This is a genomic window from Leifsonia sp. L25 (assembly GCF_050632895.1).
Genome location: NZ_JBODRZ010000004.1, coordinates 175,704 through 199,708, shown reverse-complemented (window position 1 = coordinate 199,708; position 24,005 = coordinate 175,704). Strand labels below are relative to the sequence as shown.

General features: G+C 67.6%; 23 protein-coding genes, 1 tRNA gene and 2 pseudogenes. 17 read left to right on the top strand and 9 right to left on the bottom strand.

Annotated elements, in window-relative coordinates; all coding sequences use genetic code 11:
• Positions 1–39: 39 nt before the first annotated feature.
• The 5 genes and pseudogenes from ACRAWC_RS21535 (at position 40) to ACRAWC_RS21515 (ending at position 3,324) form a co-directional block, all read left to right on the top strand.
• Positions 40–579 carry a signal peptidase II gene (locus tag ACRAWC_RS21535; protein ID WP_185275388.1) on the top strand — a complete coding sequence of 180 codons (540 nt, stop codon included), beginning with the start codon at positions 40–42 and terminating at the stop codon, positions 577–579.
• The gene (ccsB, locus tag ACRAWC_RS21530) at positions 576–1,571 is read left to right on the top strand and encodes a c-type cytochrome biogenesis protein CcsB (RefSeq protein ID WP_175339285.1); all 996 of its coding nucleotides are present in this window, start codon (positions 576–578) and stop codon (positions 1,569–1,571) included. The genes ACRAWC_RS21535 and ccsB overlap by 4 nt, the downstream gene beginning before the upstream one ends.
• Before the next feature lie 65 nt (positions 1,572–1,636).
• Complete coding sequence (locus ACRAWC_RS21525; RefSeq protein ID WP_175339284.1) at positions 1,637–1,981, top strand: ArsR/SmtB family transcription factor; 345 nt, start codon at positions 1,637–1,639, stop codon at positions 1,979–1,981.
• A pseudogene (locus tag ACRAWC_RS21520) lies at positions 1,978–2,638 on the top strand (cation transporter). The gene ACRAWC_RS21525 and the pseudogene ACRAWC_RS21520 overlap by 4 nt, the downstream one beginning before the upstream one ends.
• A gap of 383 nt (positions 2,639–3,021) precedes the next feature.
• On the top strand, positions 3,022–3,324 hold the full coding sequence (locus ACRAWC_RS21515; RefSeq protein WP_185275387.1) for a hypothetical protein: 303 nt from the start codon (positions 3,022–3,024) through the stop codon (positions 3,322–3,324).
• Positions 3,325–3,379: 55 nt separating this feature from the next.
• On the opposite strand, the gene ACRAWC_RS21510 is transcribed toward ACRAWC_RS21515, so the two are convergent.
• The 6 genes from ACRAWC_RS21510 to ACRAWC_RS21485 all read right to left on the bottom strand — a co-directional run bounded on the left by ACRAWC_RS21510 (position 3,380) and on the right by ACRAWC_RS21485 (position 10,725).
• Positions 3,380–4,780 carry a ParB/RepB/Spo0J family partition protein gene (locus ACRAWC_RS21510; protein WP_431349609.1) on the bottom strand — a complete coding sequence of 467 codons (1,401 nt, stop codon included), beginning with the start codon at positions 4,778–4,780 and terminating at the stop codon, positions 3,380–3,382.
• Between the two features lie 340 nt (positions 4,781–5,120).
• Positions 5,121–5,723 (bottom strand): cadmium resistance transporter, encoded by a 603-nt coding sequence (locus ACRAWC_RS21505; RefSeq protein WP_175338578.1) that lies wholly within the window; start codon positions 5,721–5,723, stop codon positions 5,121–5,123.
• Between the two features lie 193 nt (positions 5,724–5,916).
• Positions 5,917–7,815 (bottom strand): heavy metal translocating P-type ATPase, encoded by a 1,899-nt coding sequence (locus tag ACRAWC_RS21500; protein WP_175338577.1) that lies wholly within the window; start codon positions 7,813–7,815, stop codon positions 5,917–5,919.
• Positions 7,812–8,171 carry a Cd(II)/Pb(II)-sensing metalloregulatory transcriptional regulator CmtR gene (gene cmtR / locus ACRAWC_RS21495; protein WP_175338576.1) on the bottom strand — a complete coding sequence of 120 codons (360 nt, stop codon included), beginning with the start codon at positions 8,169–8,171 and terminating at the stop codon, positions 7,812–7,814. Before cmtR ends, ACRAWC_RS21500 begins: the two co-directional genes overlap by 4 nt.
• Before the next feature lie 256 nt (positions 8,172–8,427).
• Positions 8,428–8,952, bottom strand: a complete 525-nt coding sequence (locus ACRAWC_RS21490) for a response regulator (RefSeq protein ID WP_431349608.1) — start codon at positions 8,950–8,952, stop codon at positions 8,428–8,430.
• A 159-nt stretch (positions 8,953–9,111) separates the two neighbouring features.
• Entirely contained in the window at positions 9,112–10,725 is a 1,614-nt protein-coding gene (locus ACRAWC_RS21485; protein WP_431219297.1) for an ATP-binding protein, read from the bottom strand.
• A gap of 129 nt (positions 10,726–10,854) precedes the next feature.
• Here ACRAWC_RS21485 and ACRAWC_RS21480 point away from each other — a divergent pair.
• Positions 10,855–12,247 (top strand): annotated as a pseudogene (locus tag ACRAWC_RS21480) (cation:dicarboxylate symporter family transporter).
• Complete coding sequence (locus tag ACRAWC_RS21475) at positions 12,244–13,083, top strand: HpcH/HpaI aldolase/citrate lyase family protein (RefSeq protein ID WP_431245941.1); 840 nt, start codon at positions 12,244–12,246, stop codon at positions 13,081–13,083. The pseudogene ACRAWC_RS21480 and the gene ACRAWC_RS21475 overlap by 4 nt, the downstream one beginning before the upstream one ends.
• 37 nt (positions 13,084–13,120) lie before the next feature.
• Here ACRAWC_RS21475 and ACRAWC_RS21470 read toward each other — a convergent pair whose 3' ends face one another.
• Positions 13,121–13,846 (bottom strand): glycoside hydrolase family 6 protein, encoded by a 726-nt coding sequence (locus tag ACRAWC_RS21470; protein ID WP_431349972.1) that lies wholly within the window; start codon positions 13,844–13,846, stop codon positions 13,121–13,123.
• Positions 13,732–14,178 (bottom strand): hypothetical protein, encoded by a 447-nt coding sequence (locus ACRAWC_RS21465; protein WP_431349607.1) that lies wholly within the window; start codon positions 14,176–14,178, stop codon positions 13,732–13,734. The genes ACRAWC_RS21470 and ACRAWC_RS21465 overlap by 115 nt, the downstream gene beginning before the upstream one ends.
• A 117-nt stretch (positions 14,179–14,295) precedes the next feature.
• On the opposite strand from ACRAWC_RS21465, the gene ACRAWC_RS21460 reads away from it, so the two are divergent.
• The 7 genes from ACRAWC_RS21460 to ACRAWC_RS21430 all read left to right on the top strand — a co-directional run bounded on the left by ACRAWC_RS21460 (position 14,296) and on the right by ACRAWC_RS21430 (position 19,048).
• Positions 14,296–14,619: a hypothetical protein gene (locus ACRAWC_RS21460; RefSeq protein ID WP_431219293.1), complete on the top strand. Its 324-nt coding sequence runs from the start codon at positions 14,296–14,298 to the stop codon at positions 14,617–14,619.
• 5 nt (positions 14,620–14,624) lie between these two features.
• Positions 14,625–15,398, top strand: coding sequence for a DUF2510 domain-containing protein (locus ACRAWC_RS21455; protein WP_431349606.1), 774 nt, complete (start codon positions 14,625–14,627; stop codon positions 15,396–15,398).
• Positions 15,374–15,462, top strand: a tRNA-Ser gene (locus tag ACRAWC_RS21450). The genes ACRAWC_RS21455 and ACRAWC_RS21450 overlap by 25 nt, the downstream gene beginning before the upstream one ends.
• Positions 15,463–15,690: 228 nt before the next feature.
• Positions 15,691–16,254: an RNA polymerase sigma factor gene (locus ACRAWC_RS21445; protein WP_431245938.1), complete on the top strand. Its 564-nt coding sequence runs from the start codon at positions 15,691–15,693 to the stop codon at positions 16,252–16,254.
• Positions 16,251–16,850, top strand: a complete 600-nt coding sequence (locus tag ACRAWC_RS21440; protein ID WP_431245937.1) for a hypothetical protein — start codon at positions 16,251–16,253, stop codon at positions 16,848–16,850. The genes ACRAWC_RS21445 and ACRAWC_RS21440 overlap by 4 nt, the downstream gene beginning before the upstream one ends.
• Before the next feature lie 256 nt (positions 16,851–17,106).
• Positions 17,107–17,253, top strand: a complete 147-nt coding sequence (locus ACRAWC_RS21435; protein WP_431245936.1) for a hypothetical protein — start codon at positions 17,107–17,109, stop codon at positions 17,251–17,253.
• A 649-nt stretch (positions 17,254–17,902) separates the two neighbouring features.
• Entirely contained in the window at positions 17,903–19,048 is a 1,146-nt protein-coding gene (locus ACRAWC_RS21430; RefSeq protein WP_431245935.1) for a Fic family protein, read from the top strand.
• 379 nt (positions 19,049–19,427) lie between these two features.
• Here the strand turns inward: ACRAWC_RS21430 and ACRAWC_RS21425 are convergent, their stop codons facing one another.
• The gene (locus tag ACRAWC_RS21425; protein ID WP_431245934.1) at positions 19,428–21,143 is read right to left on the bottom strand and encodes a chloride channel protein; all 1,716 of its coding nucleotides are present in this window, start codon (positions 21,141–21,143) and stop codon (positions 19,428–19,430) included.
• A gap of 121 nt (positions 21,144–21,264) precedes the next feature.
• On the opposite strand from ACRAWC_RS21425, the gene ACRAWC_RS21420 reads away from it, so the two are divergent.
• The 3 genes from ACRAWC_RS21420 to ACRAWC_RS21410 all read left to right on the top strand — a co-directional run bounded on the left by ACRAWC_RS21420 (position 21,265) and on the right by ACRAWC_RS21410 (position 23,903).
• On the top strand, positions 21,265–21,735 hold the full coding sequence (locus ACRAWC_RS21420; protein ID WP_431245933.1) for a MarR family winged helix-turn-helix transcriptional regulator: 471 nt from the start codon (positions 21,265–21,267) through the stop codon (positions 21,733–21,735).
• A 98-nt stretch (positions 21,736–21,833) separates the two neighbouring features.
• Positions 21,834–23,012, top strand: a complete 1,179-nt coding sequence (locus tag ACRAWC_RS21415; RefSeq protein ID WP_431245932.1) for an FAD-binding domain — start codon at positions 21,834–21,836, stop codon at positions 23,010–23,012.
• Positions 23,013–23,129: 117 nt separating this feature from the next.
• Entirely contained in the window at positions 23,130–23,903 is a 774-nt protein-coding gene (locus ACRAWC_RS21410; RefSeq protein WP_431219288.1) for a DUF4396 domain-containing protein, read from the top strand.
• Positions 23,904–24,005 lie beyond the last annotated feature (102 nt).

The window sequence follows — 24,005 nt, the reverse complement described above, 5'->3', positions numbered from 1 at the left end:
TGACTCAACCAAGCCTCAGCGACGACGAGCGCTCGCGTCGTGAATCGGCGACGATTGGCGCTGCGGACGCTGACCGCGGGCCTTCTCGCGATCGCCGCAGACCAAGCAGCCAAGGGCATCGCCATCCTCACACTCCCGTATGGCCAGCCGATGCCGTCGGTGATCCCAACGGTGGACCTTCGCCTGGTTCTGAACCCGGGTGCTGCATTCGGACTCGGCGCCCGAGTCGGTCCGCTGCTGGCAGCTGGAATCCTCATCATCCTCACCGTCCTCACTGCCTGGATCGTCCGACGCGTGATCCGAGGAGAGAACCCGACCCTGACAGTGTTGCTGGCGATCGCCGTCGGTGGCGGTTGGGGGAACATGGTCGACCGCGCCTTCCGCGGCGAGCACGGAGTTCTCAGCGGTGCCGTCGTCGACTACTTCTCCATCAGCTGGTTCGCCATCTTCAACCTCGCCGACGTCCTCACCGTCGGCGGCATCGCAGCAGCCTTGCTGGTCGCGACGCTCCAACACCGCCGAACCCAGAGCCCTGTCATCGACGCCTCGGCCGACCAGAGCGCGGTGGCCGGCTCATGACCGACGTCCTGTCCGCGCTCTCGACAGTGGCGCTCTACGTCGCAATGGGCTTGTACACCGCCTCCTTCGTGGTCTTCTCCACCGACCTGGCCAGACGCGGAGCCGACGCGACAGCGACCGTCCCCAGCGTGGTCGCGCGGCGCACTGCGGCGACACTGCCGAGCACCGCGCTCGTGATCGGCGAAGAGCCCGCCGATCTCCCAAAGTCCTCGACAGATGCACCTACTCGTGCTGCCCGCAGCGTCCTCCGCTGGGCGTTCGGGCTGACGATCGCGGGCTTCGCGTTCCATTTCGTGGCAACAGGGTTGCGCGGGATCGCCGCTGCCCGGGTCCCGTGGGCGAACATGTGGGAGTTCTCGATGACCGGCACGCTGGTCATCATCGGCGTCTTCCTGGTCGCCAACCTGAAGTGGGACATCAAGTACCTCGGCACGTTCATCGTCGGCCTGGTGCTGGTGCTCCAGGGGATCGCGCTCCTGCGGTACTACGTCCCGGTGGTCCCGCTGCAGCCGGCGTTGCAGTCGTACTGGCTGGTGATCCACATCATCGTGGCCGTGCTGGGCACGGCGTTCTTCGCTCTCGGGTTCGCGTTGTCCGGGCTGCAATTGCTGCAGTACCGGCGTGAGCGGCAGGTAGCGGAGTCGCGTCCGCAACAGTTCAAGTTCCTGGCCACTCTCCCCAGTGCTGTCGCTCTGGAGAACCTGGCCTACCGGATCAACATCGTCGGCTTCATCGCCTGGACATTCACGCTGATCGCCGGAGCCATCTGGGCCTCCGCGGCCTGGGGGCGCTATTGGGGCTGGGACACCAAGGAGGTCTGGACCTTCATCATCTGGGTGATCTACGCCGGCTACATCCACGCCCGAGCGACCCGCGGCTGGCGCGGATCGCGCTCCGCCTGGCTCGCGATCATCGGCTTCGCGGCGGTGCTGTTCAACTTCGGCATCGTCAACGTCTTCTTCAAGGGCCTCCACACCTACTCGGGTCTCTAGAGCCGCCGCGCAGAACGGAATAGTACAGCGATGCGTTAATTCATGCTTCGCTGTACGCTCATGTAATGAGCATCGCTACACCGGCGGCGACCATCACGCACACCGCCGCTCTCGCCCGCTTCGGACACGCGCTGTCTGACACCACCCGCGTGGGCATCCTTCTGGCCCTGCGGGAGGCGCCGGCATACCCCTCTGACCTCGCGGATGCCCTAGACGTGAGCCGTCAGGTCATGTCGAATCAGCTGGCCTGTCTACGCGGCTGCGGCCTTGTCGAGGCGATCCCAGATGGCCGCCGTACCTGGTATCGGCTCGCCGACGGACACATCGCCCCTGCACTCGACGAGCTACTTCGCGTGGTCCTCTACATTGAGCCCGGCTGCTGCGAGGGTGCGGAGTGCAACTGCGCATGACGACGACAACCGCACTCACTGATTCCCGCCGCGACCTTTGCATCGTCGGATCCGATGGATCGTCTCGGTCACGATCGGGTACAACCTCGTCGAAGCCGTCGTGGCGATCATCGCAGGTAGCGCCGCATCTTCGGCCGCACTGGTCGGCTTCGGCCTGGACTCCACCATCGAGGTGCTTTCCGCGGTGGCAGTCGCATGGCAATTCACCGAAAAGACCCGGAAAGATGGGAGAAAGGCACCCTGCGGGTTATCGCTGTGGCCTTCTTCGCGCTTGCGGTCTACGTGACTGTGAATTCGGTGCTCTCCTTGTCGGCGCGGTCGATAGTTAAGCACTCGGTTGTCGGGATGGTTCTCACTGCACTCAGCGTCGTGATCATGCCCTTCCTTTCACTCGTCGAGCGCCGCGCCGGGCGGGAACTCGGCTCTGCGACCGCTGTCGCCGACTCGAAGCAGACACTGATCTGCACATACCTTTCGGCGGCCGTCCTGATCGGGCTGCTCTTGAACACCGCCTTTGGCTGGTGGTGGGCAGACGCGATCGTGGCCCAGGTCATCGCGATCTTTGCCGTTCGTGAAGGTCTCGAGGCGTGGAAGGGCGACGCCTGTGCGACGTCCGTCGGGATGGTGCTTGAGGGCCCAAGCGAGCACGATCGCTAGCTGACCCGGAACGTCCCCTCCGTTAGCGGTGGTCGAGCGCCCGAAATGGTACTGGCGTTGAGCACAGTCGATCGCTTGCAGGTGACCTCACACGACATAAGCACTCAGGGGCGTCGGAGGTCGCCGCTGAAGTGCTCGTGCGTCTATTGGCTGAACGAGGCGTGGAGCCGCCTCCGGCGGCGCTGCCTTTGACGGTTTGTGTGTCTTTCCGCCGCCCGATCGTAGCTCGTTCCCGGTGCTTCCGTGCCGGGCTTTCGCGGCATATCCTCACTCGCTGCGCTCCCTCCGGTATTCCACGGTCCCGGCACTTCGGCACCTTCCACTCGCCACTGATCTCCCCGCCGGAAAGGCAAACAAAACGATCGACCAGGGGAGTGATCAGGATGCGGGTATTCATCATCGACACGAGAAACATGGGTCCGGACCTGCAGGGCGGACTGATCGGGGTGGTTGGCTCGACGAGCCCGTCGGCGGAGGAGAAGCGGGAGTGCATCGAGACGGTTGGCCGGTACGCCGTCGATGGATGGGCGATAGCCTCCGATCCGCGCACGCCGATCGGCCGGCTGGCGGCGCTGACGGCCGAGACGGCGTGTGTGCCGTTCGTGGCCTTCAACCGGGTGGCGCAGCGGGGAGGTCCGGTCGTCGGTCCCTCGACGGTCGGGGCGACAAGTAGAGAACTGTCCTGACCGCTCAGAACGAGAAGCGGGCCCGGTTCGCGGGGCCCGCTTCCGTCTAGCGTGATCAGTCGCCTGCGCTCGGCTCCGCGTTGACCGAAGCTGCGTCTCCTTCCGCATTGGCAGACTCGCCAGCGGTCACGATCTGCTCAACGTCGCTGAGGTTGTACCCCCAGCCGGCGAGCAGGGTGAAATAGTCGGCGTCGGTGGACGACGGGTACCGCCAGGTCTGTTTGCGGGTGACGGATTCGCACGCTCCGAGCACGACTGCGAGGGCGACGTGCTGTGCTTTGGCCGGGGACTGCTCGATCAGCGCCGCGAGCTTGTCGTTCCCGAAGTAGCCGGACGGCTCCAGCCCGAGCAGGTGGTGTGCGAGCTCGTTCCCGTCTCGGGTGGCGGTGCTGATCGCCTGCCGGTGGATGGTGAGACCCTTCGCGATCACGACCGCCGCATCCTTGGGGAGGGCCTTGCGGGAGAGGAGTGTGGCGAGCCATTCGCGGCGGACGGTCTCGGCGGATGCCCACGCCTTGTTGTTGGCGATCAGCGTGCGCCGCTCGGCCTTCTCCTCGTCGGTCATCGGGCCGGACTTGGGCTGGCTCCCGCCGTAGGTGTGGAACCCGGCCGCGTTCGCGTCCCGGAGGAAGTAGCTGATGTTGGCGTCACCGTCTGCGTAGACCCGGACGTGGGCGGCTCGTCCGTCCAGGTTCTCGATGTGTTCGGCGGTGACGCGTTGGTCGTCGGTGGTCAGGAGTTCGCTGATTCGGGTGTACTCCGTGTCGTAGTAACCGGGGTCCGAGTCCAGGATCAAGTAGCCCCGTGCGACCAGGTCTGCTTCCGCGTCCGCCTTGGTTCTGGCGCGGGCCTTCTCGTCGCGTGCCCGCTGAGCCGCGTGGACGAACTGGGCGGGGTCGGTGGTTGCGACCTGGATCAGATCGGCACGGATTTCTGCGTCGCCGTCGAACTCGATCAGCACCGCCGCCTGGTCCAGGGTGAGCTGGTGCTCCTGGATCGCGGACGCCGCAGCCTGGTCTCGACCACAGCCAACGCGGTCTTCGACTTCCTTCTGCTTCGTCCCGGTACGTCGCGCGATCGCGGTCACGGAGAGGCCTTCGAACGCGAGTTGTTGGAACGCGGCGGCCCGGTCGCTGTCGGTGAGGGCTTCGCGCTGGTCGTTCTCGACCATCTGCTGCACGATCCGCTCCGAAGGGACCTCGTCGGCGTCTACGAGGTAGACGGGAATGGTCGTAAGTCCTGCTTCGCGGGCGGCGAAGACTCGACGCTGTCCGGCACGGACGGTGACCTGGCCGTCGCTGTCGCGGTGGGCAAGTACGGGGGTGAGGACCCCATTCTCCTTGATTGACTGCACGAACGCCGGGGTGATCGGTGCGGAGGGGCGCACGTTGTCCTCAAGGGTGAGGGTGTGCGGGTTGAGGTGTTCGATGGTGCCCGCGGTGGGTGTGTCGCTCATGGTTCTGTGATCCCTTCAACTGTTCTTGTTCGCCTGTCTGGCAAGGGGATCGAGGGTGAGCGGGTGCGGGGCGCAGTGCCGGGACCGTGGAATACCGGAGGGAGCGAAGCGAGTGAGGATATGCCGCGAAAGCCCGGCACGTAGCCCGCGGGAGCGAACTACGATCAACCGGCCAGGCAGACGAACAATCTAAAAACGAGGTGCCGCTCGCGGCTCCATTCAGCTTTTGCCTTCGCGTGAGACGGGGGCGACGCGGTCGGTGAAGTGAACTCGCGGTGGTTGCCGGCAGCCGCGCAGGCCGGGTCGCCCGATGGGTCGATAGGGACTGGATACCTAGGATCTACGTCGGAATGCCGAAAGCGCCGCCGCTCACGAGGATGAAGATCCCCAGGCCGATGAGGACGACGGGGAACAGGACGTGTTCCCATCGTTCGAGGAGTTCCGCGATCGGTCGGCGGGTGGTGACGAACTTGGCTAGGCCAATGAGGGAAGCAACTAGGACCAGGAACACGACGCAGTATGCAATGGTGGCTGCTGGACCGACGCTGAGGAAGACCGGGACATAGACGCCGATGTTGTCGCCGCCGTTTGCGAAGGTCACACCGGCCACGGTCCACACAGCGACCTTCTTACCCTCGACCTTTGCGTCATCGTCGTCTTCGCGCTTGCGCCAGGCCTGCCATGCAGCCCGCAGACCCAACGCCAGCGGGATTAGTCCGAAGTAGGGAATGACCTGTGGTGGGAGGAATGTCCCAGCGCCGAGTGCAACAAGAACGGACGCGCTCAGGATGCCGATGAATCCGAGGTACTGTCCGATCAGGATGCGGCTTGTGGTTCCTCGCTGGCCGGAGCCTCGGGCGAAGAACAGCGAAAGCACAATGATATCGTCAATGTTCGTGGCCATGAAGAGGCCGATCGCCTGCAGTACCGACGACAGGATCATGAGCCCACAGTCGCGATGCGGTGATCTCTGTGTTCGACGGCGGCGCGGGCTTTGCTGGCTTGGTCGAGCAGCGCGCCGCCGCCCGCGACGCCGCAGGCAAGAAGGAACAATGCCCGCCGCACCGTCGCCCCATCAATGCGGGGAGAGCGTAGCTCAACGGAATCCGCGCCCGGCGGTATGAGAGCGGAGCCAGTCATGCCTTCTCCCGCCGTGCTGCGCGGAGCCCGTTGAGAATGACGACGACCTCCGCGACCTCGTGCACGAGCACGACTGCAGCGAGCCCGAGAACGCCGGTGATCGCCAGCGGCAGCAGGACCGCGATGATCACGATGGACAACACAACGTTCTGGTTGATGATGCTACGTCCGCGACGGGCGTGGTCGATGGCCTGTGGAATGAGGCGCAGATCGTGGCCGGTGAAGGCGATATCGGCGGACTCGATCGCCGCATCGGCGCCCTTAGCTCCCATCGCGATGCCCACGTCGGCGGCCGCGAGAGCGGGGGCGTCGTTGATACCGTCTCCGATCATGGCTGTGGGCTTGGACTTCGACAGGTCCATGACGGCGGCGGCCTTGTCCTCGGGACGGAGCTCGGCGCGCACGTCGTTGATGCCGGCCTGGGCGGCGAGTGCCGCGGCGGTGCGGGCGTTGTCGCCGGTGAGCATCGTGACTCCGATCCCGCGGCGGTTGAGCGTGGCGATCACTTCCGGTACCTCGGGGCGGAGCTCGTCCCGCACCCCGATCGCCCCGGCCGGCTGATCGTTGCGGTGGACGATGACGACGGTCATTCCCTCTGACTCCATCGCCTGCACCTCATCGCCCAGCGTGCCAGCATCCAGCCACCTCGGGCTGCCTACCGCGAGACGAGCAGTATTGAGCGTGCCCTCGATGCCGTGCCCGGCGGTCTCGGCGACGTTTTCAGCGGCGGGAGCGTCGGGTGCCGCCTTGGTGATCGCTGTGGCGAGAGGGTGCGTACTGTGACGCTCTAGGCTCGCCGCCCAGGCCAGCACCTCATCCTCGGTCGCGCCCGTCGTGACGACACGGGTCACGGTGGGCTCATTGCGGGTCAGGGTGCCCGTTTTGTCGACGGCGAGGTGGCGGATGCCGCCGAACCGCTCGAACGCGGCCCCGGACTTCACGACCACGCCGAACTTGGAGGCGGCGCCGATCGCGGACACGACTGTGACCGGCACGGCGATCGCCAGAGCACACGGCGAGGCAGCAACGAGCACGACCAGGGCACGGGTGATCCACAAATCGGGGTCGCCGCTCAACAGCGACCCGAGAACGCCGACTACCGCGGCGAGGATCATCACACCGGGGACCAGGGGACGGGCGATCCGGTCGGCTAGGCGGGCTCGGTCGCCTTTTTCGGTCTGCGCCTGCTCGACCAGCTCGACGATCGTAGTGAGTGAGTTGTCGGTGCCGGCCGCAGTGGCCTCGACCTCGAGCACGCCTGTGGTATTGATCGACCCGGCCGACACGCCGGTGCCGGGCTCGACCTCGACGGGTATCGACTCGCCCGTGATTGCGGAGGTGTCCAGGCTGCTCCGCCCGGCTCGCACGATGCCGTCAGTGGCGATCCGTTCGCCCGGACGCACCACGAGGACGTCACCGACGCGCAGGTCCTTCGCTTCGACCTCGGTCGTGGCGTCGCCGCGTTTGACCAATGCGGTATCGGGCACGAGTTTCAAGAGCGCCCGAAGCCCTGCGCGCGCTCGGTCCATCGCCTTGTCTTCCAACGCCTCCGCGATGGAGTACAAGAACGCCAACGCCGCGGCCTCCTCGACGTAGCCGAGGATCACCGCACCGGTGGCGCTGATTGTCATCAGTAGGCTGATGCCGAGCTTGCCCTTGGTGAAAAGTCTGCGCAACGCGCCGGGCACGAAGGTGTACACCCCCAGCAGCAGACCGATCCAGAACAGCACCAGGCCGGCGGTCTCCGCGCCAGTCCATTCGCACACCAAACCAGCGACGAATGCGACGCCGGAAGCGATCGGGATCAGGACGCTCGGACTCCGATACCAGGGCCGATCATCATCGTCATCGTCAAGGTCGACGTGTTCGAGCTCGGAACCTGTAACCGCGCTCATGCCCGTGCCTCTCCAGCCACGCAACCCTCAACGCCGCAGTCTGGGTCCACGCACGGCACGCTTTCGTCGACAGCGAGCGTCACCTCGACCAGCGCAGTCAGGGCGCGGGCAAGGTGTGGGTCGGCGACTTCGTATCGGGTCTGGCGACCTTCGGGCTCGGCTACCACAATCCCGCACCCGCGCAAACAGGTGAGGTGGTTCGAGACGTTCGAGCGTGAGAGCCCCAGCTCACGGGCCAGCACGGCCGGGTGGCTCGGGCCGGCAAGGAGGGTCAGAAGAATGCGCGAACGAGTGGGATCCGCCATCGCCCGGCCGAGCCGGTTCATCACATCAAGTCGGTCTGCAAGAGTCAGCATCCGATGACTATACACTGACGGCTGAATAGTTGTGTACGAGGACCTTTGGACCAGATCTCGTTTCTAGTCAAGGGCAGGCAACTGCATGGAAGTCGCGTGACAACCATTTGACAACATTTCAACGAAATCGGGGAGCACCCAAGGACGCCCAGGTCACCCAAGACGCCCGAGTTTTCGCGGATTCCTGTGTTAGATCCCCTGGTTGCGCGGGCCCGGCTAGAGTTCGAATCCCACGCCCTCCGCTTCGTGATGCGCCCTACGGCAGCCAGCGGTACTCGAGCTCCGGCCGTCCCGGCGTTCCGTAGCGCGGCGCCCGCGAGATCCGTTCCGTGTCGGCGAGGTGCTCGAGGTAGCGCCGGGCGGTGACCCGCGAGAGCCGGAGGGGCTCGGCCACTTCGGCGGCGGACAGCGGCCGGTCCGCACTCCGCAGGTGGTCGACGATCGCCTGGAGGGTCGGCTCGGAGAGACCCTTGGGGAGCGGCATGTCGACCGGCGTCTGGAGGGACGCGAGCATCCGATCGACGTCGTCCTGGCTCGCGTGCGAGGACCGGGCTTCGAGACGGCGCCGGTAGTCGAGGTAGGTCTGGAGCTTCGCCGCGAACGTGGCGAAGGCGAACGGCTTCACGAGGTACTGGACGATGCCGACCGACACCGCGGAGTGCACCATGTCGGTGTCGCGCACGGCGGTGATGGCGATGATGTCGACGGCGATGCCCGCAGACCGCAGCCGCCGCGCGACGTCGATGCCGTGGCCGTCCGGGAGGTTCATGTCGAGCAGCACCAGTTCGATCGGTTCGGTGGCGAGGGATGCGCGGATGGCCGCGAGCGCCGCCGCGGCGGTTCCGACGATGCCGGCGACCGCGAAGCCGTCCAGTCGGCTCAGGTAACTCGGCGTGCGCCTCGGCGGCGAGCGGGTCGTCCTCGACGACGAGCGTGCGGATCATGACGTGGCCGCCCGTGCGGCGACCGGCCAGCGCGCCACGAACTCCGTCGGCGGCCCCGGCCGCAGCTGGATGCTGCCGCCGTGTGTCTCCAGCAGTTCCTGCACCAGCGCGAGCCCGAAGCCGCGGCCGAGCGGACCGGACGGCTTGGTCGAGAAGCCGCGATCGAAGATCCGTTCCGACACGGCGGGATCGACCCCTGCGCCGCTGTCCGCGACGGTCAGCTCCAGCATCCCGCCGTCCGGATCGGCGGTGAGCTCCACCCGCACCCACGGGCTTCCCGGGTTCTCCGCGGCCGCATCGATCGCGTTGTCGACGAGGTTGCCCACCAGCGTCACCAGGTCGACCGCCGAGAGGAGCGAGTCCGGCAGCCTCTCGTCCACCGCGACCTGCAGGTCCACTCCCCGCTCCGCCGCCTGCGCGACCTTGCCGAGCAGCAGCGCGGCGACCGCCGGCTGATTCGCGGCGCCCAGGATGTCGTCGGCGAGCGACTGGCTGTGCTCGACCTGGTCCTCGATCATCGAGATCGCCTCGTCCCGCCGTCCGAGCTCGAGCAGGGAGAGCACCGTGTGCAGGCGGTTCATGTACTCGTGGCTCTGGGACTGCAGGGCCGCCGTCAGCGTCCGCACCGACTCCAGTTCTCCCGCGAGCCGCTGCACCTCGGTGCGGTCCCGGAGCATGGTGAGGGTGCCGACTGTCTGCCGCGATCCTCCGGCCGGCGTCGCCGGTTCCTGGTTGACGACGAGCAGCCGTCGTCCGGCGACGTACGTCTGGTCGGTGACCCGGCCGCCGTCGACGACCAGCTGCGCGATCTCGTCGGGCAGGTCCAGCTCGGTCACGGGCGTCGGCCGGAGGTCGCCGGAGGCCGGCGGGAGGTCCAACAGGTCGGCGGCCTCGTCGTTGTAGAGCACCACCCGGCGCCGGTCGTCGGTCAGGATGAGGCCTTCCTTCACCGAGTGCAGCACCGCCTGGTAGTAGGTCACCGCCGTGGAGAGCTCCGACGGCGGCATGGTGCCGGTCACCCGGGACAGGAAGCGCCGGGCCAACATGGCCGCGAGCGTGCCCACGAGCACGAGGAGCACCGCGCCGCCGAGCACGTAGGGGATGCGCGCGGCGATGGATGAGGTGACCTTCTTCTCGGTGACGCCGGACGCCACGAGCCCGACGACCTTCCGGTGGTCGATCACCGGGACGACGGCGCGCACCGACGGCCCCAGGGTGCCCGTGTACGTCTCGGTCAGCGATCGTCCCTGCTGCGCCGGTGCGATGGTGCCCAGGTACTTCTTGCCGATCTGCGCCGGGTCGGGGTGCGTGAAGCGGGTGCCCGTCGGGTCCATGATCGTCACGAAGTCGACGCCGGTCGCCCGCATCTCCTCGATCGCGACCGGCTGCAGCTGCTCGGTCGCCTGCGGCGACTGCACGCCGCTGACGACGGCGGGGTCGTGGGCGAGCGTCGCGGCGACCGCCATCGACACGCGGGTGGCGGTCTGGTTGGCGTCCTGGCGCGAGCTCAGCCACAGGACGAGCGTCAGCGTCCCGGCGACCACCACGACGGCGATCAGCTGGAGGGCGAAGATGCGGCTGGCGATGCTCCAGCGCCGTATCCAGTCCACTGCGACCTCGTTCCTCCGATGAACAGTATGACCTCAAGTAGCGACGGCCGGATCGCCATCCGCAAGCTGAGGGTGCATCACGACCCAGTGAATCAGGCACAACGACGTTCCGATCGATTGGAATCATCCATGTTGAAGAAGTCCGGCGCGCGGCGCCGCATCAACCGAAACCACTACCTCTACCTCGCGGTCATCGTCGCGGTCATCGCCGGAGCGATCGTGGGGATCGTCGCACCGGCGTTCGCCGTGACGCTCCAGCCGATCGGCACGGCGTTCGTGGCGCTCATCAAGATGATGATCGCCCCCGTCATCTTCTGCACCATCGTCATCGGCGTCGGCTCGATCGCCAAGGCGGCCACCGTCGGCAAGATCGGCGGCCTCGCGCTCGGCTACTTCCTGGTGATGTCCACCTTCGCGCTGGCGATCGGCCTGGTGGTGGGCAACCTGCTGCACCCGGGCAGCGGCCTCCACCTCCACGGCGTCGCCTTCAAGGCCGCCGGCGAACCGGTATCCGGCACGGACTTCGTGCTGGGCATCATCCCGGTCACCCTCTTCTCCGCACTCACCTCGGGCAGCGTGCTGCAGGTGCTGCTGGTCGCGCTGCTCGTCGGCTTCGCCGTGCAGAGCCTCGGTGAGCGGGGCGCCCGCGTGGTGAAGGCCGTGACGACCCTGCAGGCGGTGGTCTTCCGCATCCTCTCGATGATCCTGCGGCTCGCGCCCCTCGGTGCCTTCGGGGCGATCGCCGCGGTCGTCGGCGGCACCGGGCCCCAGGCCCTGGTGAGCCTCGCGACCCTCATGGTCGGCTTCTACATCACGTGCGCGGTCTTCATCGTGGTCGTCTTGGGCCTCCTGCTGAAGGTCGTCACCGGGGTCAGCATCTTCTCGCTGCTGAAGTACCTGCGTCAGGAGTACCTGCTCATCGTCGGAACCTCCTCCTCCGAGGGCCGCGCTGCCGCGCCTGATCGCCAAGATGGAGCACCTCGGCGTCTCGCGCTCGGTGGTGGGCATCACGGTGCCGACCGGGTATTCGTTCAACCTGGACGGCACGGCGATCTACCTCACGATGGCCTCCCTGTTCATCGCCAACGCCATGGGCACCCCGCTGGCCCTCGGCGAGCAGATCGGCCTGCTCCTGTTCATGGTGGTCGCCTCCAAGGGCGCGGCCGGTGTCACCGGCGCCGGACTCGCGACGCTGGCCGGGGGCCTGCAGACCTACCGTCCGGACCTGGTGAACGGCGTGGGCGTCATCGTCGGCATCGACCGGTTCATGTCGGAGGCGCGCGCCGTCACCAACTTCACCGGCAACGCCGTCGCGACGCTGGTGATCGGACGCTGGACCCGGCAGATCGACACCGAGCAGGTGCGGCTGACGCTGAGCGGCGCCCGGCCGTTCGACGACGCCACCATGGGCGTCGGCCACGACGCGGAACCCGTCCCCTCCACCGCGTCCCTGCACGCGATCGTCGGCACCACCCCGCAGGAATCCGCGGTGGAGGAGCCGACGGCGGAGCGCACCCGATGACCCGTCTCGCCCAGAGCCCCGCGGGCATCGCACCCTCCGCGGTGCCCGCGCGGCTCGCGCGATCGTGGCACCTCGTCTCCGCGCTGCGCACCGACGAAGCCGCGGGCTCCCGGGCGGATGCGGTCGTGCTCGACCTCGAGGACGCGGTTCCGGCCGCCGACAAGGAGGGCGGCCGCCGTTCGGCCGCCGCCTACCTGGCGTCCCGATCCGCCTGGGTGCGGCTGAACGACGTCACCTCTCCGCACTGGATCCAGGACATCCGCGCCGTCGGAGCCTCGGAAGGCCTGCTCGGCGTGGTGCTGGCCAAGACGGAGTCGGCCGCCGACGTGGCCCGGACGGCGCTGTCGCTGCCGCCCGGGACCCGGATCGTGGCGCTGATCGAGAGCGCCCAGGGCGTGGAGGCCGCGTCCGAGATCGCCCGGCAGCGGGGAACGTTCCGGTTGGCCTTCGGATCCGGCGACTTCCGTCGAGACACCGGCATGCACGACGACCCCGTCGCCCTCGCGTACCCACGCTCGCGGCTGGTCGTCGCGAGCGCCGCGGCCCGGCTGCCCGGCCCCATCGACGGCCCCACCCTCACGGACTCGGCGGCCGGCGTCTCGGAAGCGGCCCGCGCCTCCCGTGTGCTGGGGATGACGGGCAAGCTGATGCTGCGCTCAACGCAGGCCGAGCCGATCAACGAGGCACTGAGCCCGTCGCCCGACGAGCTGGCCTGGGCGCGGGACACCGTGGAGGGGTCGAGCGACCCCTCCACGATCGACGGCAGCTACCTCCCCGCCCTGGCGCGCGCCCGGGCGACCCTCGCTCTGGCGGCGGATCTCGGAATGCCGGCATGAGCTGCGACTCCGGTCCCTCCCCGCGTGGATGCGCTCATCACCGGTGGGGCCGGCTGACCGCGAGCCCGGGCGCCCGCCGGCCGTAGGGGCCCGGTCCGGAGCCGAGGGGTGACGTCGTCCCCGCGCCGGCCGTGCTGTTGAGCACGAGGGCCTCCGCCGCGCTCTCGTACCAGGCACCGGCAGCCGGGCCGCCGTTGCACGGTCCGTCGCTGGCGCCGGGGTGCTTCACCCAGAGCAGGGCGTCGAGCTTGCTCGTCGCCGACTGGGTGATCTGCGGGTTCTGACCGAGCGCGGCCCCGGGCGGGTTGCACCAGGTGCCCGTCCAGCCGTTGCCGTTGCGCGAGACGTCGATCACGAAGTGCTTCCAGCCCACCCGCGAGGAGAGTTTGCCCGCGTAATCGCGCTCGGCCTGAGTCGTGTCGAAGTTGGAGACGTTGGTGAAGAATCCCGTCGCGCCGGCGACGCCTGCGGACTTCAGGTAGGCGGCCTGCGCATCCGGGGTCAGCCACCGGGCGTTGCCGCCGTCGAGGTAGGTGGACAGCCCGGCGCCCGCGAGGATGCCGACCGCGGACTGCAGCAGCGGAAGCCGCGTCGCGGCCACCCCCGCGCACTTGGCGCTGGACAGCATGGCGAGCGAGTCGGGTTCGATCAGCACCACGGCGTGGCTGCCCGCCAGCGCGCCGGCGACCTGCCGGGTCCAGTCCAAGTACTGGTCGGGCGTGTAGCCGCCGGCCGAGTAGCCGCCGCAGTCGCGATCCGGGATGGCGTACGTGACGAACACCGGTGTCGCCCCTGGGCGGCGGCGGCGCTCAGGTGCCGCTGGATCACGCTGAGCAGCAGGGTCGGCGTGTACCAGTCGCCCAGCCAGACCGCCGTCGGCTGGCTCGCGATGCGGCCGATGAGTGCCGCTCGGGTCGTATCGCCTTGGGCGAGGAGGGATTCGTACACCCGCTGGGCGTCGCTGGTGGGGTCGACATACAGGCGGCTGCCGAAGGCGGGGACGTCGGCGGCGCGGGCGGCCGGAGCCGTCGGCGCCCACACGAGCGCAGCCGACACCAGGGCTGCGCCGATCAGGGAGGCGATCACTCTGCGCATACCCGTACTATCGGCCGGAATGCGGCGATGGTCAGCGGGTGCGGGTGGATGCGGAGGGGATAGAGTGCGGAACGCACGCCTTCGGCGTGCCTCTGCCTGCCGATCGAGAGGACCCGCATGACCGACAGCCCCGTCTCCGCGTTCGAAGTGCTCGCCGCCCAGCTCCTGGAGGACCCGGACCTCGACGTGTCGGTGACCGCGACCGGCCTGCACGTGCATGGCCGCCTCTTCGCCTACCTCGACGGCGTCGAGCTCGCGGTGGACCTGCCGGCCGACCGCGCCGCAGACCTGGTCGAGCGCGAGGTGGCTGCCGCGGTCCCCGCCGGCCGCAGCGAGCCGAAGGGCGCCTGGGTCCGGATCGCGGACGCCGAGGACTGGCCCGAGCTGGCCTCCGAGTCGCACCAGTTCGTCGGCGAGCCCGCCGTCGGCCGGGAGTCCTGACCGGCATGACCGACCAGAACGCCCCCGCACCCGGCTGGTACCCGGACCCGCAGGGTTCGGGCGCCCTCCGCTGGTGGGACGGCGCCCACTGGACGGAGCACGCGGCGCCTGTGCCCGCTCCTGCTCCGGCTTTTGCTCCTGCGGCCGCGGGTCCGTCGCCGTACGGGGCGCCGTACGCCCCTGCCCGCCGCCGTCCGCTCCCCGCCGACACCCCGATCTACACGCCCTGGATCTGGCTGGTCGCCGCCCTGCCGCTGGTCAGCACCCTCCTGCTGTTCCTGCTGCACCCGCAGCCCGTGTTCGCGTCCACGTCCGGCTCCCCGTCGCGGGTGGTCGTCACCGACCCGATGGCGCTCCTCGGCGGCCCGGTCTACTTCCTCGTGATCGGGATCGGCTGGCTGATCACGGCCGCCTGCATCGTCTTCTCGTGGCTGGACTACCGCGAGCTCGTGCGCCGCGGCGTCGAGCGCCCCTTCCACTGGGCGTGGTCGTTCCTCGGCATCGTCTACCCTGATCGGCCGCAGCGTCGTGGTGCGCGGAGTCGCCGGCGGCCGCGGCCTCGCCCCGATGTGGGTCGCGATCGGCGTGACCGTTGCGAGCTTCGTCATCGCGCTGGTCTGGTCGATCACGCTCGTCGCGCAGATCCTGGGCACGCTCTCCACCCAGGTCCCCCCTGGCGCCTGAGAACGCGGTGTCAGGACGGCCCGGCATCGTCCGTTATGATGGTCGTCGTGCGTCCGCTCGCGGTCGCGCTGGAGACGTCGCATAGTCAGGCCTAGTGCACCACCCTGCTAAGGTGGAGTCCCCGTAAGGGGACCGAGGGTTCAAATCCCTCCGTCTCCGCCGATCGAAACCCCCGGAATCTCAGTGATTTCGGGGGTTTTCAGTTGGCGGACGAGGAACTCGCTGCGCGATGCAGCGGAGCTGCACCCTTGACTCGGCCTCTCAAAGCGCCATAGTGCTTCGTGCGGGGCGGACGAGGAGTGTCGTGACCCTCGAGACCATGGTCGGTGATCTCGAATTGCCCCTCTAATCGGGAACCGGTGCCCCGCGACCGGACACTATGAAGATGTGAGGGGATTTGTTCTCGACGAGCAGCAAGCGCTCGGCCGCGTCCGTGACGGGGATGCCGACGCATTTGGGGTGCTGTTCGACTTGCATCACGGCCGCGTGTTCCGACAGGCGCTGCGGCTGACCGCGTCGTTGCACGACGCGGAGGACGTGACCGCGGTGGTCTTCCTCGAGGCGTGGCGGCGGCGCGACAGCATGAGGTTGGTCGACGGGTCGGTGGTTGGCTGGCTGCTGGTGACGACCAACTATGTGTTCCGCAATCAGCTGCGCTCGAAGCGACGGTATCGCGAAGCTCTCGCCCACCTGCCAGCGCCTGAGGACGCGCCAGACCACTCGCATGCTGTGGACGACCGGTTGGACGGGGACGCGCGTCGGTCCGCGCTGCGCACTGCACTCGCGGAGCTCCCGAAGCGTGACCAGGACATCATCACCCTCTGCGTGTTCGAGGAGCTGAGTACGGCCGAGGCCGCCGAAGCGCTCGCCATTTCGCACGGCACCGTGAAATCTCGCCTTTCGCGGGCTAAAGCACGCCTGGCTGCCGCACTGAACGGAGGAGAGCGATGAGCGAGCCCACCTTCGACCCTCGCCGCAAGGCGGCGATTCGCGAGCTTGTGGTGACGCACGCGGCCGGACACCCCAGTCCTGCGAGCGGCCGTAAGCGCACGGCCCTCGTAGCGGCCCTCGTGGTGCTTGCACTGGCCATCTCGGGCGGTAGCGTCGCCTACGCGCTCGGGACCGGCCTGCTCGGCGAGCAGCCGGCTGCCACCGTCACTCCGACGCCGACCCCGACCAGCACCCCCACGCCGAGCCCGACACCTACGCCCACCACCACGATTGTTCCTGGGCAGGCGGACGCCACTCGTGGCTGTGAGCAGCTCGCGCAGATGTTCATGGGGCGTGGATCGAGCGAGCAGGACATGAAGGACACCGCGCGCGCAGCCGGCGCTCGGGTGACGGAAGCGGCCGACTCCGCTCAGGCGGCCGACCCCTCCTGGGCTCCACTGGCTCGGACCCTGACCAAGGCGCAGGCGTCGTTGCTCTCCTACCTCGATAACGACTCACCGACCACTGGGATCGGGATCGTTGCGGTCGAGGCCGCGGCTGCAGAGGCGCGCCAGGCGTGCACGCCTCTCGGAGTCGACGTCGAACTTCAGCAGTAACGTCGCGGACTCCTGCGGTTGCGCGGGACACGCTTTCTGGAGACGCAACTCGTCACTAGTAGGCGACTGCGCGCAGACGGGCACCGTCTCACCTACGACATTTTCGCGTGATGTCCGTTGCCGGATTTTCCCGGTTTGCCATGCGACCTGGTTTACACGCGACCCCTGTTTATCCGGGCGCGGCGAGGTGCTCCACTGAATGTAAAACTGACGGAGGTTGTTGACAGTCGGGTCTTCCACTTGGGAGGAAGACTGCATGACGAAAGCACTCTCCGCTGCAGCTCAGCGGGCGATCGAGCGGCGGGCGAATCACAAGCTCGCGTTGCTCCGGCATGTCGAGGAAGTCAGCGGCAACATCGCCCCCAGCTGCCGCTACTACGGCGTGAGCCGGTTTGCCCGTTGAAGCCCGCGCCACTGCCGGGATCTGGCGATGGTCGAGCCCCCGCAATCGGTTGATACGCTCGTCAATGAATCAGCGTCGGTGGCGTCGAACCGGCGCATGATTGAGCCTCTCCAAGCAGTTCTTGCGCGGCGATGAGCGTCTCGCGGGCCACGCGGTTCGGCCGGAATGGACGACAGTCGGCTCACGCGTGCTGACTGCCCCTGGGCAGCCGCTGAGTGTGGTGATTTGGAGCATGCGGCCAAATCACCGAGGTCGGCTCGGCTCTGTGGCGTTATAGCGGTTAGAAGTCGTTATCGATGATGGCAGCGCTGGTGCCATTGGTAAATGAGCGCGCCGGAAAGGCATCCTTTGGGACCTGCTAAGGAAGGAGGGCATTTCGATGCCGTATAGCGCACCCTAGTGGGCTTTCGATTCGTCCTCATTGTGGGAAGAAGACCTCGCAGCAACTCTGCTCCTACAGCAGCAAGAAAAGCCGCAGGAATTGGGAGCGCAAATGGTCGAAAGTAAGCCGGCGCTGAAGTCAATGTCAAAAACGGAAGTGATCGTGTGATAATTGTGCGAATCAACGTCGCTGCAAATAACTCGGGCTAACCAGGACTTTCTGCCGCAACAGATAAAATGGCGGCAAATCGAATCGAAAATCGGAGAAATGGAAGAGATCAATTACCCGCGGTTCGATTTCGACTCAGAGCTCAGCAGAGCGGTCATCAACCTAGAGCGCGCGCGTGCGGAGCTTGACTTCGGGTCCACGCCACCGATCGTATTCTTCCAGCTCAAAGAACTGTTCGAACTGCTCACCAGCATCATGTCTGCACGCATCGAAGGAAACCGGACGTCGTTGCTGGACGCTGTCGCCGGAGCGATGGAGGGACGCAACCCGCAGAGCACACCGTCTGAGGGTGTTGAGGAGATCCTCAAGATTCAAAAGGCGATGGCGTTCGTTGAAGAGCACGCCAGCGACGGGCCGCTCACGCACTTGTTCATCCGAGAGCTTCACCGCATGGTGGTCGACGGGCTGCGCCGGGAGGGTGACCGGACTCCGGGAGCGTATCGGCTCGGGGAAGTCACCATCGGGCAGGCGGAGCACCGACCGCCTTTCCCTTCCGATGTGCTCACCGACATGACTAAGCTTCTGGACTTCGCGAACGAGGAAGTAGAACCGCACAAGCAGTTGCTTCAGTCCGCGATTGTCCATCATCGCTTCCTCTGGATTCACCCCTTCGGGAACGGCAACGGCCGAGTAGCCCGGCTGCTGACCTATGCCATGCTCATCCGGCAGGGATTCATCTCGACGACTAGCTATCGGGCAGTCAACCCGACGGCTGTATTCGGAGCAGACCGCACTGGATACTACGACAACCTCGCACGAGCCGATCGTCTCGACAACGACGGGCTCATCGCTTGGTGCACCTACGTTCTCAATGGGTTGAACACCGACTTGGAGCGGTTGCGGTCGCTCCGTGACAACGCCTTCGTCACCAATGAACTGCTGCGGCCGGCAATCGACAGACTCCACGACGCGGGCCGAATAGCGAAACGTGAGCGAAACGCGCTGCGGATTGTCGCCGACAAATCGACGGTCCGTGCTGGAGACTTGGAGTCAGCGTTCCCCGGGGCCCCCGCCAACCGAAGCCACGCGATCCGCAGGCTACTCGACCGGGGCCTGCTCACGTATGCTGACGGACCGCGCAGCTATCGGTTGGTGTTTGCACCTAGCGATCTCACGGTGCACCTGATTTACCAGCTAGACCGGGTGGGGTTCCTGCCCACAATCCTCCGCGACAACGTCACGTGAGCGGAGCCACAGTCGAGGAGCCCTATTCGCGTTGTGCCGACCAAGGCGGGTCGGCCGGGTCAGTTAATCCTTTTCGCATGCGAGCCTACGCGGAGTGTTCGAGAAACCACTTGCGCCGAGTCTCGTCGAGTACGCGAAGAGGAAGACCACCAATTCGCACGTGATGCTGACCCCACAGAAACCCCACAACCGCCGTCATCCGCCACCGACTCATGTCAGCGAACAGCGGCAGAGTTCCGCGGCGCTGCGGGCTTCTCAAGGTCGATTGAGGAGCGCCGTCACGGTTCAAATCCCTCCGTCTCCGCCGATCGAAACCCCCGGAATCCCAGTGATTCCGGTGGTTTTCCGTCGGCGGACCAGCTCCGGCGATCGCCTCGACTCAGCCCGCGGTGGCGCGAAGGATGTCAGTGGGTGCAAGCCAACCGACGAGGATGCCGTTCGCGACGACCGGCGCACCGTCTGTGGCCTCGGCTTCGATGACGCGGCCGAGGACATCGGCGACCGGCGCATCGGCGGACACGATCTGCGCGCTTCCCATGAGTTCGGCCACACGGCGTGTGTTCGCGTCGTCGTCGGTGCGCACGGCTTCGGCTGCATCCGAGGCCGTCAGAATGCCGACGAACTCTCCTGCGTCGTTCACCACGGGTGCGGCTCGCCGGCGGGAGTCGGCCAACCAGGTGATGGCTTCGTGTGCGTCGGCCGATGCATTGAAGGTGGGCGGCGGCGGGGACATGACCGCGGCGACCGGGACGCGGGTGAGCGCGGGGAGTGCGGGCGCGGACAGGTCGACACCGCGGCGGGTGAGTTTGCGGGTGTAGATCGTGTCGCGGCTGAGCAGCCGGGATACGCCGGTGGCGACGATGACGGCCAGCAGCAGCGGGAGGATGATCGTGTATTCGCCGGTGAGCTCGAAGAGGATGATTCCGGCGGTGATGGGCGCCCGGGTCGCCCCGGCGAAAACAGCGGCCATGCCGACCAGGGCGAAGGTCCCCGCCTGCCCGGACAGGCCCGGAATGACCAGCCCGATGGCCTCGCCTGCCGCCGCGCCGAAGGCGGCGCCGATCACGAGGCTGGGGGCGAAGACGCCGCCGGAGCCGCCGATGCCGATGGTGAGGCTGGTGGCCGCCATCTTCGCGACGACGAGCAGCAGGAGGAAACCGATGGTGTACTTCCCGGCCACACTCCCTTCGAGCACGGGGTAGCCGACGCCGTAGAGCTGCGGCATGGCGAAGAGCAGGAGCCCGAGGAGGAGGCCGCCGACGCCGGGGCGCAGCCATTCCGGGCCGCGCCATGCCCAGTCGCACAGGTCTTCGATCGCGTAGAGGATCTTGCTGAAGAGCACGCCGACCGCGCCGGCCAGAAGGCCGAGACCGGCGAACAGCAGGTACTCGCCGGGCCTGGTGACGGTGAAGGTGGGCAGGGCGAGGAAGGGGTGGTCGCCGAAGACGGCCCGACCGACCACGGAGGCCGTGATCGACGAGAGCATCACCGCGGCGAACGAGCGGGTGGCGAAGTCGCGGAGGATCAGCTCCAGGGCGAAGAACACGCCGGCGATAGGGGCGTTGAACGTCGCGGCGATGCCGCCGGCCGCTCCGCAGGCCACGAGGGTGCGAAGCTGCGATTCGGACATGCGGGTGATCCGGCCGAGCGTGGAGCCGAGCGCCGACCCGATCTGCACGATCGGTCCCTCGCGTCCCACGGAGCCGCCGGAGCCGATGGTGATGGCGGAGGCGAGCGCCTTGACGACGGCGACGCGTCCGGGGATGTGTCCTCCGCGCCGGGCGACGGCGTACATGACCTCCGGTACGCCGTGGCCGCGGGCCTCCCTGGCGAAGCGGTGCACGAGCGGCCCGTAGATGAGGCCGCCGACGGCCGGGGCGAGGATGACGAACGCGCCGCCGAGCCACGGGACCCACGGGTTGGCGGGATGGCCCGTCGTTGCGGCGTAGTCCGTCGCGCCGGTGAAGATCATCGTGGCGGTCTGCACCAGCCAGCGGAAGACGACGGCCGCAAGACCTGCGCCGGCGCCGACGACGACCGCCGCGGTGATCAGCGGCGCGGGACTCGCCAGCGCTCGGCGCCACCAGTGCGCCATGCTTGCCTGGGATCCGGTGAGAATTCCGCGGATGCTCGCCGGTATGGCCGACACGGGGCTCCAATCGTGTAGAAGTGCAACTGTTGCAGAAGTGCATCAATAGGGTAACACTGGAGGAACCATGCAGAACCACGGCTTCCCGCACGAGGCGACCGAGGCGACGCTTCGCGCGTCCCGGGCGCTGCTCGGCATCGTCGCGCGGTCGGTGGCCGACGCGCTGGAGCAGGTGACGCTGCCGCAGTTCCGTGTGCTGGTCGTGCTGGCCGGATCGGGGCCGATGCGGATGGGCGCTTTGGCCGCCCGGGTCGGTGCGGTGCCGTCGACATTCAGCCGGACGATCGACCGGATGGTCGACGGTGGCTGGGTGGCGCGCCAGGAGAGCCCGCAGAGCCGCCGCGAGATCCTGGTCGACCTCACCGATGACGGGCGTCGCCTTGTGGACCAGGTCACAGAGCGTCGCCGCCGCCAGGTCGCGTCCGTCCTCACCTCTCTGGGCGCCGAGGAGCAGCAGCAGATCATCGACGCCCTGGAGCTGTTCTCGACGGCTGCGGGCGAGCCCACTCCGGAGGACCTGCTGACGCTGGGACTCTGAGCCCCCGGCCGTGTGGGGACACGGTCTTCACCTCACCAGAAGAGAGATGCGATGACGGATCCCTCGTGTGGTGAGGGCGAGACGGCGAGGAGGTCGTCATGAAGGTGCTGATCGTTGGAGCCGGGATCGCCGGCCCGACGTTGGCGTACTGGTTGCGCCGCAGCGGGCACGAGCCGGTGCTGCTGGAGTCTGCGCCCGAGCTGCGGCGCGGCGGGTACCTGGTCGACTTCTGGGGTGCCGGCTTCGAGGTCGCCGACCGGATGGGCATCGCAGACCGCGTCCAGGCGGCGGGTTACCGGATGCGGGAGGTGCGCGAGGTCGACGAGCACGGCCGCCGGATCCTGTCACTGGACCCGGTGAAGCTGATCGGCCGGCACGGGGCCCGTTACGTGAGCGTCGGCCGGTCGGATCTGTCCAGGATCATCGTCGACGCGTTGCCGGACGACGTCGAGCTGGTGTTCGGCGACACGGTCGAGGAGCTCCGCGACGAGGGCGACCACGTCGCGGTGCGACTTGCCCGCGGCGGCGACCGGCGTTTCGACCTCGTGGTCGGCGCCGACGGGTTGCACTCCACGGTCCGGCGGCTGGCGTTCGGGCCGGAGTCGGAGTTCGAGCGCAGCCTGGGCATCGCCGTGGCGGTGTTCGACGTCGTCGGCTACCGGCCGCGAGACGAACTGGTCGCGGTCATGCGGACCCAGGTCGGCGCGCAGACGCTGCGGCTGAGCCTCGACGACGACGTCTCGATGTTCGTGTTCACGTTCCGCCATGAGGGTCCGATCCCGCTTGACGATGTCCAGGCTCAGGAGGCGCTGCTCCGCGAACGGCTGGGCGGCCTCGGCTGGGAGGTGCCGGCGATCCTGGCGACGCTGCCGCGGGCGCGCACGTTCTACTGCGACTCAGCCAGCCAGATCCGGATGCCGTCCTGGAGTCGCGGACGGATCGTCCTGGTCGGCGATGCCGCCGCCGCCCCTTCGTTGCTGGCTGGCCAGGGCACGGCGTTGGCGATGATCGAGGCGTACGTGCTGGCGGCGGAACTGCATGCGGCCGGAGGTGACCACGTCGCCGCATTCGCGGCGTACCAGGAGCGGCTGGGCACGTTCATCGGGTCCAAGCAGAAGGGTGCGACCCGGATGGGCGGCGCGTTCGCGCCGCGCAGCCGAGCGCTGCTCCAGCTGCGCAACACGGTGATGCGGCTGATGACGCTGCCCGGCGTGTCGGACCTCGCGGTCGGCCGCAGTCTGTACGACCGGATCGAGCTGCCCGACTTCCGCACGTGAGGCGAATGCGCCGGGATGGCGGATGGCGGATCAGGCCTGCGAGGGGCGGCATCAGCACCGGGACCGGCGGGAGGCATTGCCCCGGAGAGGAGTCGGGGTACCCTAACTGATGCATTCATGCAACAGTTGCAACTCCACACGACTCGCTCTCCCCGACGGAAGGACCCGATCACGCCACCGCTCGCGCACTTCCCCGGCTGGTTCTCCGCCGTCGCGGCGACCTCTCTCGTCATAGGTGTCGCATGCGCGGTCTGGGTGGCGGTCGATGTGATCCGTCACCCGCAGCCGATGCGGGTGATGTCGGTGGTCTGGCCGGTGACCATGCTCTTCGGAGGCCTGCTGGGGCTCGCCTTCTATCTGTCCCGGGGGCGATCGAGCGGCGACCCGGGCGCGGATCGCGACGAGGATGCGCCGATGGCCGTCTCCGTCGCGAAGGGCACCAGCCACTGCGGAGCCGGCTGCGCTCTCGGCGACCTCATAGCGGAATGGTTGGCCTTCGCGATCCCGGCTGTGGCGGTGCTGGGCGGCTGGGGGTGGATCTTCGAGGACAAGATGTTCGCCGTCTGGGTGATCGACTTCGCGCTCGCTTTTGTGATCGGCATCGCCTTCCAATACTTCGCGATCGCGCCGATGCGGAAGCAGAGCGCAGGGCGAAGCCTGCTCGATGCGATCAAGGCGGACGCGGCCTCCATCACGGCATGGCAGATCGGGATGTTCGGCCTCATGGCCCTCATCCAACTGGTGCTGTTCCCCGCCTGGTGCGGCGGGCGCGCGCCGGTCGACTCGCCCGAGTTCTGGTTCGCCATGCAGTGGGCGATGCTCGCGGGCTTCGCCACCAGCTTCCCGGTCAACTGGCTGCTCGTCCGGGCGGGAATCAAGGAGCGGATGTGAATCGCCGAGCGGAAAGGAGACTATGGCCGGCCTGCCGCTCTGGCTGCTGCTGGGGTTCTTCGTGATCGGCGCGATTGCGATGGGCTGACCGCTGCCGCGCAG

What these genes read in the sequence shown, in the direction of transcription:
- ccsB (WP_175339285.1), top strand. Translation starts at nt 576, where the DNA reads ATGACCGACGTCCTGTCCGCGCTCTCGACAGTGGCGCTCTACGTCGCA.
- ACRAWC_RS21525 (WP_175339284.1), top strand. Translation starts at nt 1,637, where the DNA reads ATGAGCATCGCTACACCGGCGGCGACCATCACGCACACCGCCGCTCTC.
- ACRAWC_RS21515 (WP_185275387.1), top strand. Translation starts at nt 3,022, where the DNA reads ATGCGGGTATTCATCATCGACACGAGAAACATGGGTCCGGACCTGCAG.
- ACRAWC_RS21510 (WP_431349609.1), bottom strand. Translation starts at nt 4,780, where the DNA reads ATGAGCGACACACCCACCGCGGGCACCATCGAACACCTCAACCCGCAC.
- ACRAWC_RS21505 (WP_175338578.1), bottom strand. Translation starts at nt 5,723, where the DNA reads ATGATCCTGTCGTCGGTACTGCAGGCGATCGGCCTCTTCATGGCCACG.
- ACRAWC_RS21500 (WP_175338577.1), bottom strand. Translation starts at nt 7,815, where the DNA reads ATGAGCGCGGTTACAGGTTCCGAGCTCGAACACGTCGACCTTGACGAT.
- cmtR (WP_175338576.1), bottom strand. Translation starts at nt 8,171, where the DNA reads ATGCTGACTCTTGCAGACCGACTTGATGTGATGAACCGGCTCGGCCGG.
- ACRAWC_RS21475 (WP_431245941.1), top strand. Translation starts at nt 12,244, where the DNA reads ATGACCCGTCTCGCCCAGAGCCCCGCGGGCATCGCACCCTCCGCGGTG.
- ACRAWC_RS21465 (WP_431349607.1), bottom strand. Translation starts at nt 14,178, where the DNA reads ATGCGCAGAGTGATCGCCTCCCTGATCGGCGCAGCCCTGGTGTCGGCT.
- ACRAWC_RS21460 (WP_431219293.1), top strand. Translation starts at nt 14,296, where the DNA reads ATGACCGACAGCCCCGTCTCCGCGTTCGAAGTGCTCGCCGCCCAGCTC.
- ACRAWC_RS21455 (WP_431349606.1), top strand. Translation starts at nt 14,625, where the DNA reads ATGACCGACCAGAACGCCCCCGCACCCGGCTGGTACCCGGACCCGCAG.
- ACRAWC_RS21440 (WP_431245937.1), top strand. Translation starts at nt 16,251, where the DNA reads ATGAGCGAGCCCACCTTCGACCCTCGCCGCAAGGCGGCGATTCGCGAG.
- ACRAWC_RS21435 (WP_431245936.1), top strand. Translation starts at nt 17,107, where the DNA reads ATGACGAAAGCACTCTCCGCTGCAGCTCAGCGGGCGATCGAGCGGCGG.
- ACRAWC_RS21430 (WP_431245935.1), top strand. Translation starts at nt 17,903, where the DNA reads ATGGAAGAGATCAATTACCCGCGGTTCGATTTCGACTCAGAGCTCAGC.
- ACRAWC_RS21425 (WP_431245934.1), bottom strand. Translation starts at nt 21,143, where the DNA reads ATGGCGCACTGGTGGCGCCGAGCGCTGGCGAGTCCCGCGCCGCTGATC.
- ACRAWC_RS21420 (WP_431245933.1), top strand. Translation starts at nt 21,265, where the DNA reads ATGCAGAACCACGGCTTCCCGCACGAGGCGACCGAGGCGACGCTTCGC.
- ACRAWC_RS21415 (WP_431245932.1), top strand. Translation starts at nt 21,834, where the DNA reads ATGAAGGTGCTGATCGTTGGAGCCGGGATCGCCGGCCCGACGTTGGCG.
- ACRAWC_RS21410 (WP_431219288.1), top strand. Translation starts at nt 23,130, where the DNA reads ATGCAACAGTTGCAACTCCACACGACTCGCTCTCCCCGACGGAAGGAC.